This is a genomic window from Acidovorax sp. A79 (assembly GCF_041154505.1).
Taxonomy (GTDB): domain Bacteria; phylum Pseudomonadota; class Gammaproteobacteria; order Burkholderiales; family Burkholderiaceae_C; genus Acidovorax.
Window position 1 is genome coordinate 2,250,001 of sequence record NZ_AP028672.1, and the last position, 14,818, is coordinate 2,264,818.

Annotated in this window: 17 protein-coding genes (1 of these 17 cut by a window edge); 3 read left to right on the forward strand and 14 right to left on the reverse strand. The window is 63.2% G+C overall.

The features are described 5' to 3' along the window. Positions 1-1,792, forward strand: partial view of an ATP-binding cassette domain-containing protein gene (locus ACAM51_RS10235; protein WP_218296987.1) — the 3' portion only. It extends 107 nt beyond the left edge of the window; 1,792 of the gene's 1,899 nt are visible here — the last part of the coding sequence; its start codon lies beyond the left edge, outside the window; it ends in the stop codon at positions 1,790-1,792. 83 nt (positions 1,793-1,875) lie between these two features. On the opposite strand, the gene ACAM51_RS10240 is transcribed toward ACAM51_RS10235, so the two are convergent. The 7 genes from ACAM51_RS10240 to ACAM51_RS10270 all read right to left on the reverse strand — a co-directional run bounded on the left by ACAM51_RS10240 (position 1,876) and on the right by ACAM51_RS10270 (position 8,372). Continuing rightward, positions 1,876-2,982, reverse strand: a complete 1,107-nt coding sequence (locus ACAM51_RS10240; protein ID WP_218296986.1) for a chemotaxis response regulator protein-glutamate methylesterase — start codon at positions 2,980-2,982, stop codon at positions 1,876-1,878. Positions 2,983-2,997: 15 nt separating this feature from the next. Further along, positions 2,998-3,747, reverse strand: coding sequence for a chemoreceptor glutamine deamidase CheD (gene cheD, locus ACAM51_RS10245; RefSeq protein ID WP_218296985.1), 750 nt, complete (start codon positions 3,745-3,747; stop codon positions 2,998-3,000). A gap of 29 nt (positions 3,748-3,776) precedes the next feature. Beyond that, complete coding sequence (locus ACAM51_RS10250; protein ID WP_369643490.1) at positions 3,777-4,682, reverse strand: CheR family methyltransferase; 906 nt, start codon at positions 4,680-4,682, stop codon at positions 3,777-3,779. 113 nt (positions 4,683-4,795) lie between these two features. Next, positions 4,796-5,284: a chemotaxis protein CheW gene (locus ACAM51_RS10255; protein WP_218296984.1), complete on the reverse strand. Its 489-nt coding sequence runs from the start codon at positions 5,282-5,284 to the stop codon at positions 4,796-4,798. Between the two features lie 54 nt (positions 5,285-5,338). Beyond that, positions 5,339-7,468, reverse strand: coding sequence for a chemotaxis protein CheA (locus ACAM51_RS10260; protein WP_218296983.1), 2,130 nt, complete (start codon positions 7,466-7,468; stop codon positions 5,339-5,341). A gap of 45 nt (positions 7,469-7,513) precedes the next feature. Further along, positions 7,514-7,876: a response regulator gene (locus tag ACAM51_RS10265; RefSeq protein WP_056173069.1), complete on the reverse strand. Its 363-nt coding sequence runs from the start codon at positions 7,874-7,876 to the stop codon at positions 7,514-7,516. A gap of 49 nt (positions 7,877-7,925) precedes the next feature. Further along, a complete protein-coding gene (locus tag ACAM51_RS10270) occupies positions 7,926-8,372 on the reverse strand; it encodes a hypothetical protein (protein ID WP_218296982.1) in 447 nt (148 codons plus the stop codon). 187 nt (positions 8,373-8,559) lie between these two features. Here ACAM51_RS10270 and ACAM51_RS10275 point away from each other — a divergent pair, with 187 nt between their 5' ends. Together ACAM51_RS10275 and ACAM51_RS10280 are read left to right on the forward strand one after the other, a co-directional pair. Continuing rightward, positions 8,560-9,669 carry an ATP-binding protein gene (locus tag ACAM51_RS10275; RefSeq protein WP_369643491.1) on the forward strand — a complete coding sequence of 370 codons (1,110 nt, stop codon included), beginning with the start codon at positions 8,560-8,562 and terminating at the stop codon, positions 9,667-9,669. Beyond that, a complete protein-coding gene (locus ACAM51_RS10280; protein ID WP_218296980.1) occupies positions 9,666-10,295 on the forward strand; it encodes a response regulator transcription factor in 630 nt (209 codons plus the stop codon). The genes ACAM51_RS10275 and ACAM51_RS10280 overlap by 4 nt, the downstream gene beginning before the upstream one ends. A gap of 29 nt (positions 10,296-10,324) precedes the next feature. Here ACAM51_RS10280 and fliR read toward each other — a convergent pair whose 3' ends face one another. The 7 genes from fliR to fliL all read right to left on the reverse strand — a co-directional run bounded on the left by fliR (position 10,325) and on the right by fliL (position 14,605). Next, complete coding sequence (fliR, locus tag ACAM51_RS10285) at positions 10,325-11,095, reverse strand: flagellar biosynthetic protein FliR (RefSeq protein WP_218296979.1); 771 nt, start codon at positions 11,093-11,095, stop codon at positions 10,325-10,327. A gap of 76 nt (positions 11,096-11,171) precedes the next feature. Further along, positions 11,172-11,441, reverse strand: a complete 270-nt coding sequence (gene fliQ, locus ACAM51_RS10290) for a flagellar biosynthesis protein FliQ (RefSeq protein WP_218296978.1) — start codon at positions 11,439-11,441, stop codon at positions 11,172-11,174. Between the two features lie 11 nt (positions 11,442-11,452). Then, the gene (gene fliP, locus ACAM51_RS10295) at positions 11,453-12,223 is read right to left on the reverse strand and encodes a flagellar type III secretion system pore protein FliP (RefSeq protein ID WP_369643492.1); all 771 of its coding nucleotides are present in this window, start codon (positions 12,221-12,223) and stop codon (positions 11,453-11,455) included. After that, positions 12,216-12,572 (reverse strand): FliO/MopB family protein, encoded by a 357-nt coding sequence (locus ACAM51_RS10300; RefSeq protein WP_369643493.1) that lies wholly within the window; start codon positions 12,570-12,572, stop codon positions 12,216-12,218. The genes fliP and ACAM51_RS10300 overlap by 8 nt, the downstream gene beginning before the upstream one ends. 7 nt (positions 12,573-12,579) lie before the next feature. Beyond that, positions 12,580-13,017: a flagellar motor switch protein FliN gene (gene fliN / locus ACAM51_RS10305; protein ID WP_218296975.1), complete on the reverse strand. Its 438-nt coding sequence runs from the start codon at positions 13,015-13,017 to the stop codon at positions 12,580-12,582. Then, positions 13,007-14,011 (reverse strand): flagellar motor switch protein FliM, encoded by a 1,005-nt coding sequence (fliM, locus tag ACAM51_RS10310; RefSeq protein ID WP_010466026.1) that lies wholly within the window; start codon positions 14,009-14,011, stop codon positions 13,007-13,009. Before fliM ends, fliN begins: the two co-directional genes overlap by 11 nt. Positions 14,012-14,029: 18 nt before the next feature. Continuing rightward, on the reverse strand, positions 14,030-14,605 hold the full coding sequence (fliL, locus tag ACAM51_RS10315) for a flagellar basal body-associated FliL family protein (protein WP_218296974.1): 576 nt from the start codon (positions 14,603-14,605) through the stop codon (positions 14,030-14,032). Between the last annotated feature and the right edge of the window lie 213 nt (positions 14,606-14,818).

Below are 14,818 nucleotides of genomic sequence, written 5' to 3' on the forward strand. Positions count from 1 at the left end.
GCGCAATGGCGCGGGCAAGTCCTCGCTGCTCAAGATTCTCGGGGGGCTGGCCAAGCCAGACGACGGCTCACTGCAGGTACAACAGGGCGTGCGCATTGCCTTCGTGGCCCAGGAACCCTCTCTGGATTCCACCGCCACCATCTTCAAGTCCGCGTCCGAAGGATTGCAGCGCGTCATTGCCATCCGTGACCAGTACCTGTCGGGTGCGGAAGGCCTGGACCTCGATGCCCTGCAATCCGAAATTGAAGCCTACGACGCCTGGAACTGGGAGCAGCGGGTAGAGGAAACACTGCAGCGCCTGCATCTGGATCCGGATGCCGTTGTGGGCACGTTGTCAGGGGGGACCAAGAAGCGTGTGGCACTCGCACAAGCGCTGGTAGCCCGCCCGGACGTCCTGTTGCTGGATGAGCCCACCAACCATCTGGACCTCGACTCCATCGAATGGCTTGAAGACCTTCTGCTTGATTTTCCAGGCAGTGTGGTCACCATCACCCATGACCGGTCGTTCCTGGACCGCGTTGCCACCCGCATCGTGGAGCTTGATCGTGGGCAGTTGCGCTCCTACCCCGGCAACTTCGCGCAATACCAGATACAAAAGGAGGATCAGCTGGCCCAGGAAGCCGTCATTTCCGCCAAGGCCGACAAACTCCTCGCCCAGGAGGAAGTCTGGATTCGCCGCGGCGTCGAGGCGCGCCGCACCCGCAGTCAGAGCCGCATCAGCCGCCTGGAGCACCTGCGCGCGCGCCGCGAGGCCCGCCGGGAAGTGGTGGGCAGCGTTCGCATGGACGTAGCGACCGGCAGCTCCAGCGGGTATCAGGGCAAGATCGTCGCGGAGCTCAACGGTGTGGGCAAATCCTTCGGCGACAAGACCATTGTGCGCAACTTCACCGGAACGATCCTGCGCGGCGACAAGGTGGGCTTGATAGGACCCAACGGCGCAGGCAAAACCACCTTGCTCAAGATGATTCTCGGGGAGCTGGCACCCGACGAAGGCACCATCCGCCAAGGCGCCAATCTGCAGGTCGCGTATTTCGACCAGATGCGCCATGCCGTCAACCTGGATGCCACGCTGGAGGACTTCATCAGCCCAGGCAGCGAATGGATCGAAATCGGCAACCAGCGCAAGCATGTCAAGAGCTACCTGAGCGACTTCCTGTTCTCTCCGGCCCGCGCGCATTCCCCTGTCCGCTCGCTGTCGGGCGGCGAGCGCAACCGGCTGCTGCTGGCCCGGCTGTTCGCGCGTCCCGCGAATGTCCTGGTACTGGATGAGCCCACCAATGACCTGGACATCGACACCCTCGATCTTCTGGAGGAGCTGCTGGAGAACTACGAAGGTACCGTGTTCCTCGTCAGCCATGACCGGACTTTTCTCGACAACGTGGTCACCAGCACCATCGCCTTCGAGGGCGACGGCCTGTGGCGGGAATATGAAGGTGGCGTGCAGGACTGGTTGCAGCAATCCAAGCGCAGCCGGGCACTCCAGGCCTCCCCCGCGCCCGGCCAGAAGGCTGGCCGAGAGAATTTGAGCGAAAATCCGGCTCAGGCCTCATCCAGCAAGCGCGAGCCGCTATCAAAAAAGAAGCTTAGCTACAAGGAACAGCGTGAGCTCGACCAGTTGCCTGCACAGATCGCCGGACTCGAAGCAGAGCAGCAGGAACTGCAGGATGCTCTGGCGGATGGCACCCTGTACAGCGCCGACCCCGCACGGGCCGCCGCCATGACCACGCGGGCCGGGGCCATCGAGGAAGAGTTGATGGCTGCACTGGAACGCTGGACGGCCCTGTCCGCCTGAGGCACCAAGGCACCGGGCACAAGCAGGACCGCGCTGCTCTGTCGCCAAAATGCGCGGCCTGCAACGCAGGCCGTGCCCGGCCATCAGATCCGGTGGTGCAGCCGATCCGTCGCGCCCCGCAAACGCGTAATCAATGCGGAGGCGATCTGCCCCAGCGGCAGAACCTCATCCGCGGCGCCGTGGGCAATGGCTTCGCGCGGCATGCCAAATACGATGCAGCTGGCTTCATCCTGCACGTAGTTGTAGCTGCCGGCATCCTTCATCTCTTTCATCGCGGCCGCGCCATCGTTGCCCATTCCGGTGAGCATGATGCCGAAGGCATTGCGCCCCACCACGGCAGCGGCCGACTTGAACAGCACCTCGACCGAGGGCTTGTGGCGATTCACCGGCGGGCCATCATCCACCACGGCAACATAGTTGGCACCACTGCGGGCCACGTGGAACTGGGTTCCCCCCGGAGCGATGTAGGCATGGCCAGGCAGGATGCGTTCCCCGTTCACGGCTTCCTTGACCGTGATCTGGCACAAGCCATTGAGGCGGGCCGCGAAGCTGGTGGTGAAACCCGGGGGCATATGCTGGGTGATGACAATGGCGGGCGAATCCGCCGGCATCTGCACCAGCACCTCCTTGATGGCCTCGGTACCGCCGGTGGATGCCCCGATGCAAATCAGTTTTTCGGTGGACAGGCGCCCCAGGAGCGCCGACGCGGGCATGGCAGGCGCTGCACCTGCACCACTCCCCGCACCGCCAGCGGCGGTGGTTTCGCGAGCGGGCGCGCGGCGAACCTGCGCCACCGCGGCCACGCGGATCTTGTCCACGATCTGGGTGGCCAGATCGTTGAGGCCGCTGGCCAGGCCGACACGGGGCTTGGCCACAAAATCCACCGCGCCCAGTTCCAGCGCCTTCATCGTCACTTCAGCGCCCCGCTCCGTCAGCGTGGAAATCATCACCACCGGCATCGGTCGCAAGCGCATCAACCGCCCCAGGAAGTCGATGCCGTCCATGCGCGGCATCTCGACATCCAGTGTGATGACATCGGGATTGAGCTCGCGGATCATCTCGCGCGCCACCAAGGGATCATTGGCCGTGCCGATGCACTCCATGTCCCGCTGCCGGTTGATGATCTCGGACAGCAGACTGCGGACCAACGCCGAATCGTCCACCACGATCACCCGGATTTTCCTGCTCATTAACTCACGCCTTCCTCAAAACAGATCGACAGAACCGCCCGAGGTGGTCTTGGCCACGGTGGCGGCATTGCCGCGCACTTCCTGGGCCACCAGGGCCTCGGGATGTGCGTGCGCCAACCGCTTGACCATGGCTTTCCCTGTGATGGGGAAAAAAACCACCTTGCGCGGATAGATATCCAGCACATCCTCGGAGACGATGGGAATACGCTCCGTGTGAAGGTAGTTCAAAACAAAATTGGTGTTGCGCTCACCGACATTCATCGTCGTGAAGTTGTGCATGACCTGCGCCCCGCCAAAAATCTTGGCCTGCATGGTTTCGCGGCGGGCTCCGAGCTTGAGCATCTCGTTGATCAGCAATTCCATGGCGTACGAGCCATAGCGCCCCGAGGCATCCCCCACATCGCCATCGGGCAGCATGAAATGATTCATGCCTCCTATGCGCGCACGGCTGTCCCACAGGCAGGCGGCAATGCATGACCCCAGCACGGTCATGATGACCATGTTCTCGTCGGCGACAAAATATTCGCCCGGAAGGACCTTCACGGCATTGTGCTGAAAGTGATGGTCCAGATAAAAGAAGGAAGCCTCCCCGGGTTTGCGGCTGTGCGCCTTGAGCTCCTGCAGCGAAGACTCCCGGGCCGGCCCTGACCCGGCGGCATAGATGTCCGCGCTCAGGGGGGCGATGCGGGGAGCACGGCGCCGCTCGGACATGCCAGGCGCGGCAACGGCCGAAGAAGGGGATGAGCCTGATGGAGTGGTGGTCATGTGTGCTCGGTGCTAGGCAACATGGCGGGTCAGCGACGCTCGTACACCGTTTTGCCGCGCAGCGTAAACAGGTCCCTGGACTCGCTGAAGTTCTCGGCATGCCCTACAAACAGCATGCCGCCGGGCTTGAGGACCCTGTGGATCCTCTCCAGCACCCGCCGCTGCGTGGGTGCGTCAAAGTAGATCATCACGTTGCGGCAAAAAACCACATCGAAGGGCTCTTTGAAGGGCCAGTCGTCCCGGATGAGGTTCACACTCATGAAATCAATGGCACGCCGCAGCTCCGGCTTGGCCCGCACCATGCCCAGATTGGCCCCCTTGCCCCGCAGAAAGAACTTCTGCAAGCGCTCCGGGCTCAGGCCTTTGAGGCTGTCGAGGCGGTACACCCCCTGCGCTGCCGTCGCCAGCACGCGGGAATCGATGTCGCTGGCGGTCAGCTTGAAAGACGCGTTGGCCCCCAGCGCCTCGAACGCCGTCATCACGATGGAATAGGGTTCTTCTCCGGTAGAGGCGGCATTGCACCAGACCCGCCAGCCAGTCGATGGCTTGCTGCGCAGATGCGAGGCGAAGATCTCGAAATGGTGCTGTTCGCGGAAGAAGGCCGTGAGGTTGGTGGTGAGCGCATTGATGAACTCCTGCCACTCCGGGCCGTCATGCGTCTCAAGCCATCCGAGATAGTCGTGAAAACTGTTGTGCCCCGTGTCACGCAAACGGCGCGAAAGGCGGCTGTACACCATGGCGTGCTTGCCGTCGTGCAAGCTGATGCCCGCGCGCTGATAGATCAGCGCCTGCACCCGCGCGAAATCCGCATTGGTCCAGACAAACTCGCGCCCCTGGGCCAGCGGCCCCGAGGGGGCAGCCGCGGCGGCATAGGCCGGATCCACCCTGGCGGTGGTGGGCCGGGCCGTGGGGAATGCACTGGTGGGTTGGGCCATATTGATCGTCCGACGGGAAATCCTGTTCGCTCCAAGAGACCTGCTAGCCACACCCGCCATCTGCTGGCAGGTGCTGGATCCACCACTGGTGTGACGGTTGCGCCCTATTCGCCCTATTCGTTGGCGGTCACCAGCCCCATGTCCACGCCGGACATGAGTTTCTCGATGTCCAGCAGAATCAGCATGCGCTCACCCACCGACCCGAGCCCGAGGATGCAGCTGTTGTCGATGGCGCTTTCAATATCCGGTGCAGAGCGAATGCTCTCGGGCGTCAGTTCCATCACGTCGCTGACGGAGTCCACCACGATTCCGACCACCCGGTTGCGGAGGTTCAAGATGATGACCACCGTGAAGCTGTTGTAGTCCGCCTGCGCGCAGTTGAACTTGAGGCGCATGTCGACAATGGGCACGATCGTGCCACGCAGGTTCACGACGCCCTTGATGAAACTGGGGGCGTTCGCAATCCGTGTCGGTGGCTCATAGCCACGGATCTCCTGCACCTTCAGGATATCGATGCCGTACTCTTCCTGGTCGAGGCGGAACGTCAGATATTCGCGGGTGCCCGTTGGCACCGCCTCTGCGGTTTTACCCATCACACTCATGGTGAATTCTCCTTTCGTGACAGCGCCCTGCCCTTCGGGCACGGCTGCTCAAATCTAGTGGCGCGCCCGCCGCACCAGCCCGCCCGTATCCAGGATGAGCGCCACCGTGCCGTCGCCCAGAATGGTGGCGCCCGACACGTTGGGGACCTTGCGGTAGTTCGATTCCAGGTTCTTGACCACCACCTGGTGCTGGCCCAGCAGCTCATCCACCAGCAGCGCAACACGGCTGCCATCCGCCTCCACGACCACCATGATGTTGCTGGACTTGTTGGGGTCAAAACGCGGCACCTGGAAGATCTTTTCCAGCGCGATCACCGGCATGTATTCGTCGCGCACCTTCACCAGTTGCGATCCCTGTGCCACGGTGCTCACATCGTCCGCGTTGACCTGGAAGGACTCCACGACGGAAGACAGCGGCAGGATGTAGACCTCGTCGCTCACCCCCACGGACATGCCATCCATGATGGCCAGCGTCAACGGCAGGCGCACGGAAACCTTCATTCCGTAACCCTCGGCCGAGTCAATCTCCACCGACCCGTTGAGCGCCGCGATATTGCGCTTGACAACGTCCATGCCCACGCCACGCCCGGACACGTCGGTCACCTCGTCAGCGGTGGAAAAGCCTGGTGCAAAGATCAGTTGCCAGACCTCCGCATCGCTCATCTGCTCGGACACTTCGATGCCGCGCTCCTGCGCCTTGCTGAGGATCTTCTCGCGCGAGAGGCCACGGCCATCGTCGCGCACCTCGATCACGATCGATCCGCCCTGGTGCGAGGCCGACAGCGTGATGGTCCCGTGTTCCGACTTGCCCTTGGCCAAGCGGTCCGCCGGCATCTCGATCCCATGGTCGCAGCTGTTGCGCACCAGGTGTGTCAGCGGATCGGTGATCTTCTCGACCAGCCCCTTGTCCAGTTCGGTGGCCTCGCCCAGCGTCACCAGTTCGACCTTCTTGCCCAGCTTGTTCGCCAAGTCCCGCAGCATGCGGGGGAAGCGGCTGAAGACGATGGACATCGGAATCATGCGGATCGACATGACCGATTCCTGCAGGTCGCGCGTGTTGCGATCCAGGTCGGCCAGGCCCGCCAGCAGCTGCTGGTAGGCGCCTGCATCCAGCCCCCGGCTGTTCTGCGCGAGCATCGCCTGGGTGATCACAAGTTCACCCACCAGGTTGATGAGCTGGTCGACCTTTTTCACGTCCACGCGAATCGTCGTGGACTCCATCTGCGCCTGCATGGCGACCTTGGGCTCCGCAGCCTTGGGGGCCGCAGCCTTGGGCGCTTGTGCGGGGGCCTGCGCTGCCGCCCGGGGCGCATCGGTGCCGGGAGCACCCGGCGCATCGCTGAAGAAGCCGTACGCCTCGCCTCCGGCGGCATCCGCGGCGACCACGACATCGTCGTCCGCGTCCTCCGGGGCTGCAGCCGCTGCTGCAGCGGCCTCACGGATGAGGACCTGCTCCTTGGACACATGGAAGGCGAACAGGTCGAGCAGATCATCGTTGGTGGAGGTGGTCTCCACCGCGAACAGCCGCGTGTTGGGCTGGGTGCTTTCCATGTCCCTGATGGCACCGAGCCCGGGAATATCCCGGAACAGTTCCTTGATGGCATCGGCCTGCTGCGGCCGCTCCAGCGGGCCGATCTGGATTTCCAGTGCACGCGCCTGTCCGGCGACTGCGGGCGTCACCGCCTTGGGCGCCGGAGCCGCTACCTGCGGGGCTGGCGCAGGTGGCGGTGGTGCCACGGCGGGCGCGTCGCTGGGGACGAGCCCCGCAGCAAGCTCACTGATGCGGCGCACCAGCGACGTGGTGGAGACAGCCTCTCCCTGGCCTCCGGCCTGATGGCGGGCCAGCAAGCTGCGGGATGCATCGGCGGACTCCAGCAGCACGTCCACCATCTGGGGAACGGGTTGCAGCTCATGGCGGCGCAACCGGTCCAGCAAGGACTCCATCTGGTGCGTCAGCTCCGCCACGTCCGAAAAACCAAAGGTGGCCGAGCCACCCTTGATGGAATGGGCGCACCGGAAGATGCCGTTGAGCTCTTCATCATTGGCGCTGCTCAGATCCAGATCCAGGAGCATCTGCTCCATCTGGTCCAGGTTTTCGCCCGCTTCCTCGAAAAAGATCTGATAGAACTGGCTCAGGTCGAAGTCAGCGCCTGCTCCCGATCCTTCTTGGTAGGTTTCCGCCATCGTGGGCTCCTGTGTACTTGGTGGTCCGGGCCAATCCAATCCGGCTCAGCGGATCACTTTCTGGATGACTTCGATCAGGCGATTGGGATCAAAAGGCTTGACCAGCCAGCCCGTCGCCCCGGCCGTGCGCCCGGCCTGCTTCATCTGATCGCTCGACTCGGTGGTGAGGATCAGGATCGGGATGGTCTTGAATTTGGGGTTCTCGCGCAGTTTGCGCGTCAATCCGATACCGTCCAGGCGCGGCATGTTCTGGTCGGCCAGGACCAGATCAATGTCATGGCTCTCGGCCTTCTCAAGGGCATCCTGCCCATCCACCGCCTCCACAACGTGGTAGCCGGCACCCGTGAGAGTGAACGACACCATTTTCCGCATGGACGGTGAATCATCTACGGCTAGGATCGATTGCATGTAAGGCTCCAACTGACTTGAATATATAGGTTAACCAGTGACGTGAAGATCAGAACAGGTCCACGGAACCGGCATCCATCTCGCTTTGCGTGACGGGGTTGGGCCGGTCCGGCGCCATCTCTGCAAATGGCGCTGCTTCTTCACCATCTTCATTGCCCATGGCCTCGGAGGCCAAGCGGAAAGCGCATCCTTGAAGCACCTTGGTCGTGTGCCAGATCAACTGGGACGCCATATCCTGGAACTGCAATTCGGTCACGGCGCTGCGCAGCGCGGCCCGAGCGGCCACCAGCTCCGGAGAATCGGCCACAGCCGCGTCCGTCAGCACGGCATTGGCCTCTCCAAAACGTTCCAGCAGGTTGTCGGTGGCATGACTGAGCAGGCCTTCCAGGCGATGCAGGTCATGCATCACGACCAGCAACGAATCCTGCAGCTCTGCCGCCACCATGACGGGAACCTGGACAGCAGGTCCTCCAGACGTTGTTAGCGTAGATTGCATCGTTTCTCCATCGCAGCACGCAGCAGCAAAGCACGCAAAAATCCCAGGACTACGATATCTGCACAAAAGCCCAAAGCAAAGGCATGCGCACCATGGTGTCGGCATCCATTGGACGCTGACGCTGAAACCATCCCAATCGGACAAACACCCTTGTTTGTTCCAATTTGTATCCTATGATAGCGCTCCTATGGTCACCATAGCACCAGACCAGACCCTCAGCATCCTGCATCTTGAAGATTCACTGGCGGACCATGAGCTGACCGCCTTGACCCTGCGGCGGTCCGGGCTCCATTGCCATCTCCATCAGGTCGACTCGCTTGCCGACTTCCGGCGGCTGACCGATACCCAGGCTTTTGACATCATCCTGGCAGATTACCGCCTGCCAGGCTTTACCGCGCTGGACGCATGGACGCATGTGGCGCAAAAGCCGCAGCACCCCCCTTTTGTGCTGCTGTCCGGCGCCATCGGCGAGGCAGCCGCCGTGGACGCCATCCGCCTGGGCATCGCAGACTACCTGCTCAAGGACGACCTGCAGCGCCTGCCCCATGTGATCGCACGCGCTCTGGAGGTCCACGACGCCCGCAAGGCGCGCGAACAGGCCGTGGCGCAGCTGGAGGCGTCCGAACGCCGGCTGGCGGAACTCACAGAACACCTGCAAACATCGATCGAGCAGGAACGCGCATCCATCGCCCGAGAAATTCATGACGACATCGGCGGCGCATTGACGGCCGTGCGGTTCGATGTGGCATGGATCGGACGCCACAGCACGGCCCCGGCGATGAAGGAACACGCGGCGTCGGCGGCCGAGATGCTGCAGCACGCCATCGAGGCGAGCCAGCGGATCATGATGAACCTGCGACCGCCGATCCTCGAACAGGGGCTGGTGGCAGCCGTTCAGTGGCTTGCCGCCGGCTTCGAGCGCCGCTCGGGCATACCGGCTCCGGTCGTGACCAGCAGCGAGACCATCCACGCTCCGCCGGATATCCAGCTGGCGGCCTACCGCACCGCGCAGGAAGCGCTGACCAATATTTCCAAACATGCCCATCCAGGCACTGTGCGTATCGATCTCTCCGACAAGGAGGGCGTCCTGACGCTGGAGGTCACCGACGATGGCCGGGGCATCGATCCGCAAATGCTCGACAAGCCCAAGGCCTTCGGGCTCAAGGGCCTGCATGAACGCGCCCGGACTGTCGGGGGGTGGCTGGATATCAGCAGCCGGCCCGGCCAGGGCACCTCCGTGATCCTTTCCATACCGCTAACATCGCACCCATCACCAGCCCCAGGAGATGTGCAGTGATTCATGTGGTCCTGTGCGATGACCATGCCGTTCTGCGGCGCGGAATACGCGACACGCTGGCCGACGCCCCCGATATCCAGGTGACTGGAGAGGCCGGGGGATATTCCGAGCTGCGCGAGGTGCTGCGCTCGGCAGCCTGCGATGTGCTGCTGCTGGACCTGAACATGCCGGGGCGCAGCGGCCTTGAGGTGCTGGCCAGCCTGCGCGAGACGCACTCCGCCATCAAGGTGCTGGTGGTGTCCATGTACCCGGAAGACCAGTACGCCCTGCGCTGCCTGAAGGCCGGCGCCCAGGGATACGCCAACAAGGCAGGGGATCCGGTCGAATTGATTGCGGCCGTGCGCACCGTCATGCAGGGGCGCAAGTACCTCACGGCAGAGGTTGCCCAGATGCTGGCGGACAGCCTGGCACAGCCCACGCCGGAGGCGCCGCATGCGGCGCTGTCCGAGCGGGAGCTGCAGACACTGGTCAAGATTGCCTCCGGCCGCAGGCTGTCGGACATCGCCGAGGAGTTGATGCTCAGCCCCAAGACCGTGAGCGTGTACCGTTCGCGCGTGCTGGAGAAGCTGAAGCTCTCGAACAACGCGGAACTCACCGTCTACGCCATCCGCAACCAGCTGGTCTGAGACGGCCTGCACACCCCCCTCTTTCCCCACTATCGCTGCGTGGCAAAGAGATCGACCGCCTGCTGCATCAGCGCCAGCACCGGTTGCTCCAGCAGCGGGAGCGTGGCCACGATGCCCAGCATGCCCACGGTCAACGTCACCGGGAACCCCACGGCATAGATGTTCATCTGCGGCGCCACCCGCGAAATGATGCCCAGCGTCAAGTTGACGAACAGCAGGAGCGCGATCATGGGCAGCGCGATCCACAGCGCACTGGAAAACAGGGACGAACCCAGCTCGTAAATGCGCATCTGCCCAAGGGCCTGCAGGAAGTTGCCATCGACCGGAAAGCGGTCAAAACTCTTCACCACGGCCATCAAGATCAGCAGATGGCCATTGATCACCACAAAGAGCAGCATGGACATGTGTCCAAAAAAGCGGGCTACCGCACTGATCTGCGCATTCGAAGAGGGGTCGAAAAATGATGCGAAATTCAACCCCATCTGCAACCCGATGATTTCGCCCGCCAGCTCCACGGCCGCAAACACCAGCCGGACGGAAAACCCGATCGCAAGCCCCACGGCCACTTGCTGGGCCACGGCTCCGAATGCCTCGCGCCCGTTGACGCTGATGACCGGTTGATTCACCAGCACGCCCTGGGCGCACAGCGCCACCAGGAACGCCAGTCCGATCTTGACGCGCATGGGTATCGTCCGCATGGAAAACACTGGCGCGACCGAGAAGACGGCGAGCACGCGCAAGAATGGCCACAGGATGGGAGACAGCCAGGCCATCAGCTGGGCTTCGGAGAAAGTGATCACGCGATCCCCGATGGGCAGCCAGAAATGGGGCTGGCGAACAAAGGGTGCGGCGCGAAGCGCAAGGCCGTGCCCCGCACTAGCCGATCATCGACGGAATGGACTCGATCGTCCGGCGGATAAAGTCCACCAGGGTACTGAGCATCCAGGGCCCCGCGATCGCAAAAACCACCATCGCGGCGATCAGCTTGGGAACAAAGGCCAGTGTCGCCTCATGGATCTGCGTGACCGCCTGGAAAATGCTCACGATCAGCCCCACCGCCATCACGGCACCGAGCACCGGCATCGAAATCATCAGCAGCAGCGTCAAGGCGTCGCGCCCGATGGTCAGCACCATTTGCGAAGTCATCGCCCACTCCTTCAGGGAACAAAACTGGCAGCCAGCGAGCCGATCAGCAAATTCCAGCCGTCCGCCAGCACAAACAGCATGAGCTTGAACGGCAGTGCCACCAGCACCGGAGACAGCATCATCATGCCCAAGGACATGAGGATGCTCGACACCACCATGTCGATCACCAGAAACGGGATGAAGATCATGAAGCCGATCTGAAATGCCGATTTCAGTTCGCTGGTGACAAAGGCTGGCACCAGCACCCGCAGCGGCGCGGTTTCCGCCGTCACGCTCGCATCCAGGCGCGCCAGCCGGGAAAAGAGGGCGAAATCGGATTGCCGGGTCTGCTTGAGCATGAAGCTGCGCATCGGCGCCTCGGCCTTGACCAGGGCCTGTTCGAAGCTGATGGTGTTGTTGGTGTAAGGCACATAGGCGTCCTGGTACACCCGGTCCAGGGTGGGCCCCATCACGAAGAAGGTGAGAAACAGCGACAGTCCGATGATGACCTGGTTGGGCGGCGCCGACTGGGTACCCAGCGCCTGGCGCAGGAGAGACAAAACGATCACGATGCGCGTGAAGCCCGTCATCATGAGCAGCACCGCCGGCAGGAAGGACAGGGCCGTGAAGAACAGCAGGGTCTGGATGGGCACCGAATAGCTGTTGCCCGAAGGGCCGCTGCCCACCACCAATGGCAGTGCGCCCGCGGAGGCCTGCGCGGCGGCCGTGCCATGCACCATGGCGCCCAGGGCGGCCACCGCAGCCAGCAGCAGCACATGACGCACCCGTGAAGCCTCAGCCATGGGAAGGACTTCCAGGCGCGTTGACGGCCGACGCAACCGCGTGCGCGAAAGATGGTTCCGCCTTGGGCGCCGCGGAAGGCGTGCTGGCGGCAACGGCCGGCAGCACGTGCAGGCAGCTCACCTGCTGCGCGGTCACGCCAAGAACCAGCCAGGTCCGCGCGTGTTCCGGCCCCACCTCCACGGTGACCACGCGCTGCTGGGGACCCACGGCCACGGCGGAGAGCACGCGGGAAGCCGCTCCAGCCCCCAGGCCGGCGGTGGCGTGGCGCTGCTGCAGCCGGCGGACCAGCCAGGGCAGCAACGCCATGGCGCCCACGAAAAGGACGACCACCACCAGCGTCTGGGTCATGCTGCCACTATCCACGGCTGACCCGCCGAAGGCGCTCGGAAGGGGTCACCACGTCCGTGAGGCGGATACCGAACTTGTCATTGACCACGACGACCTCGCCCTGCGCGATGAGATAGCCATTCACCAGGACGTCCATGGGCTCGCCCGCGAGCGCGTCGAGCTCCACCACCGAGCCTTGGGCCAGCTGAAGGATGTACTTGATCGGCACCTTGGTGCGCCCGAGCTCCACCGACAGCTGGACCGGAATGTCCAGCACCATGTTGATGTCGTTGACCGTGCCATCCCCGCCGCCAGAGAAAGGGCGCACGGGGTCGCCGGAGAGCGGGCCGCCCTGCTCGGCATCGCCGGGCTTGTCCTCAGTCCGCTTTTGCTCCTCGAGCGCCTCGGCCCAACCCGCAAAGGGGTCATCCGCCGCGCCGTCCTTGTTATCTTCTTCAGTTGACATCTTTTTCTCCCAGCCAGCTCATGTCGGCATTGCGCAGGCATTCTTCGATACGAATGGCGTACTTGGAATTGTGCGTTCCGTACTGGCATTCAAAAATAGGCACGCCCCCGATCGACGCGCGGATGCGGGGCTCGCGGTCGAGCTCGATGAAATCGCCAGGCTTCATGGCCAACAATTGCTCCACCGTGGCATCGGCGCGGGCCAGTTCAGCCACCAGCGTCACTTCGGCGGCCTGGATTTCCCGGGTCAGCACGCGCACCCAGCGGCGATCCACCTCGATGGAATCGCCCTGTGTGGACGAATACAGCACGTCGCGGATGGGCTCCAGCGTCGCGTAGGGCATGCAGATATGGATCGCCCCCGAAAGGTCGCCGATTTCCAGCTGAAAGGCCGTGGACACGACGATTTCGCTGGGCGTGGCGATGTTGGCGAACTGCGGCTGCATTTCCGAGCGCTGGTATTCGAGCTCCAGGGGGTAGATCCCCTGCCACGCCTTCTTGTATTCGGCGCAGATCACATCCACCAGGCGGTTGATGACCCGTTGCTCCGTGGGCGAGAAGTCCCGCCCCTCGATCCGAGTCTGGAACTTGCCCACGCCGCCGTACAGCGTGTCGATGATGCCGAACACGAGCGAGGGTTCGCACACGATCAGCCCGCTGCCGCGCAGCGGACGGATGGCCACGATGTTGAAATTCGTGGGGACCGCAAGCTCCCGCAGGAAGGCGCTGTAGCGCTGCACGGACACGGTGCCCACCGAGATCTCGGGGCTGCGGCGGATGAAATTGAACAGGCCGATGCGGAAGTTGCGCGCGAACCGCTCATTGACGATTTCCATCGTCGGCATCCGTCCACGGACGATGCGCTCCTGGCTGGAAATGTCGTAGTTGCGTACGGACCCCGCCTCCGCCACTTCCTCGACCGATTTCTGGCTCTCGCCAGTAACCCCTTCGAGAAGGGCATCGACCTCTTCCTGCGAAAGAAATGAATCACTCATGACTGGTCCTTGCCCGGGTCACTGGATGATGAAGCTGGAGAAAAGCACCCGGTGCACCGGGTTGCGCTCCGTGCGCCGGCGCGCGGGGCGTTCATCTTCGTCGCCGTCCTTGTCGGCCGCCGCGGCACGCGCGCGGTCGCGTTCCGTGGCAACCGGATAGCCCAGGGGACGCGAGACTTCGCGCAGGATATCGGAGGCCAGTTTTTCCTTGCCTTCCCTTTGCAGCAATTCGGCGGAGGTCCGCTGGGAAATCAGCATCAGGATGCCACTGCGGATGGTGGGCAGGTACAGCTTCACCTGTTCCGCCGTCTTGGCATCTTCCAGCTCCAGGGTAATGCCGATCTGTGCAAACCGGTCGCCACCGGGGTCCGCCAGGTTCACCACCATGTTCTCCATGGGCAGGAAGGTGGGAGCCACCTTGGGGGCCTCCTTGCGGGCCGGCGCAGCCCCTTCCTCGTCTTCGGCGTGGGAACGGCTGGAAATCAGCCAGGCGGCCACCCCGCCGCCAATCACCAGCACCGCCACAACGCCGATGATGATGATGAGCATCTTCTTGCTTTTGGCCGGAGCCGCTGCGGGGGTATTGGCTGACACGATGCGGATTCCTTGGTGGGAGACGGGCCGTACCCACGCAATCAATGGGCGGACAAGACCGGATGGCCCATTATTGGGCGATGCTGCGACCAATAATAGCCAGAATAAAAGCCCAAAACCATGGCATTCGCAGCGCTATCCCGATTGCAGGTCACCCGCCAGGAGCCGTGAGCCGGCAATGCGCCCACGGCGCGGCGCATGCGGGGCGGGCCG

Coding starts and splice junctions, on each gene's coding strand:
- ACAM51_RS10270 (WP_218296982.1), bottom strand. CDS start 8,372: ATGCAATCTACGCTAACAACGTCTGGAGGACCTGCTGTCCAGGTTCCC.
- ACAM51_RS10250 (WP_369643490.1), bottom strand. CDS start 4,682: ATGGCCCAACCCACCAGTGCATTCCCCACGGCCCGGCCCACCACCGCC.
- fliM (WP_010466026.1), bottom strand. CDS start 14,011: ATGAGTGATTCATTTCTTTCGCAGGAAGAGGTCGATGCCCTTCTCGAA.
- fliN (WP_218296975.1), bottom strand. CDS start 13,017: ATGTCAACTGAAGAAGATAACAAGGACGGCGCGGCGGATGACCCCTTT.
- ACAM51_RS10240 (WP_218296986.1), bottom strand. CDS start 2,982: ATGAGCAGGAAAATCCGGGTGATCGTGGTGGACGATTCGGCGTTGGTC.
- ACAM51_RS10255 (WP_218296984.1), bottom strand. CDS start 5,284: ATGAGTGTGATGGGTAAAACCGCAGAGGCGGTGCCAACGGGCACCCGC.
- cheD (WP_218296985.1), bottom strand. CDS start 3,747: ATGACCACCACTCCATCAGGCTCATCCCCTTCTTCGGCCGTTGCCGCG.
- ACAM51_RS10260 (WP_218296983.1), bottom strand. CDS start 7,468: ATGGCGGAAACCTACCAAGAAGGATCGGGAGCAGGCGCTGACTTCGAC.
- fliQ (WP_218296978.1), bottom strand. CDS start 11,441: ATGACTTCGCAAATGGTGCTGACCATCGGGCGCGACGCCTTGACGCTG.
- fliP (WP_369643492.1), bottom strand. CDS start 12,223: ATGGCTGAGGCTTCACGGGTGCGTCATGTGCTGCTGCTGGCTGCGGTG.
- ACAM51_RS10265 (WP_056173069.1), bottom strand. CDS start 7,876: ATGCAATCGATCCTAGCCGTAGATGATTCACCGTCCATGCGGAAAATG.
- ACAM51_RS10300 (WP_369643493.1), bottom strand. CDS start 12,572: ATGACCCAGACGCTGGTGGTGGTCGTCCTTTTCGTGGGCGCCATGGCG.
- ACAM51_RS10275 (WP_369643491.1), top strand. CDS start 8,560: ATGGTCACCATAGCACCAGACCAGACCCTCAGCATCCTGCATCTTGAA.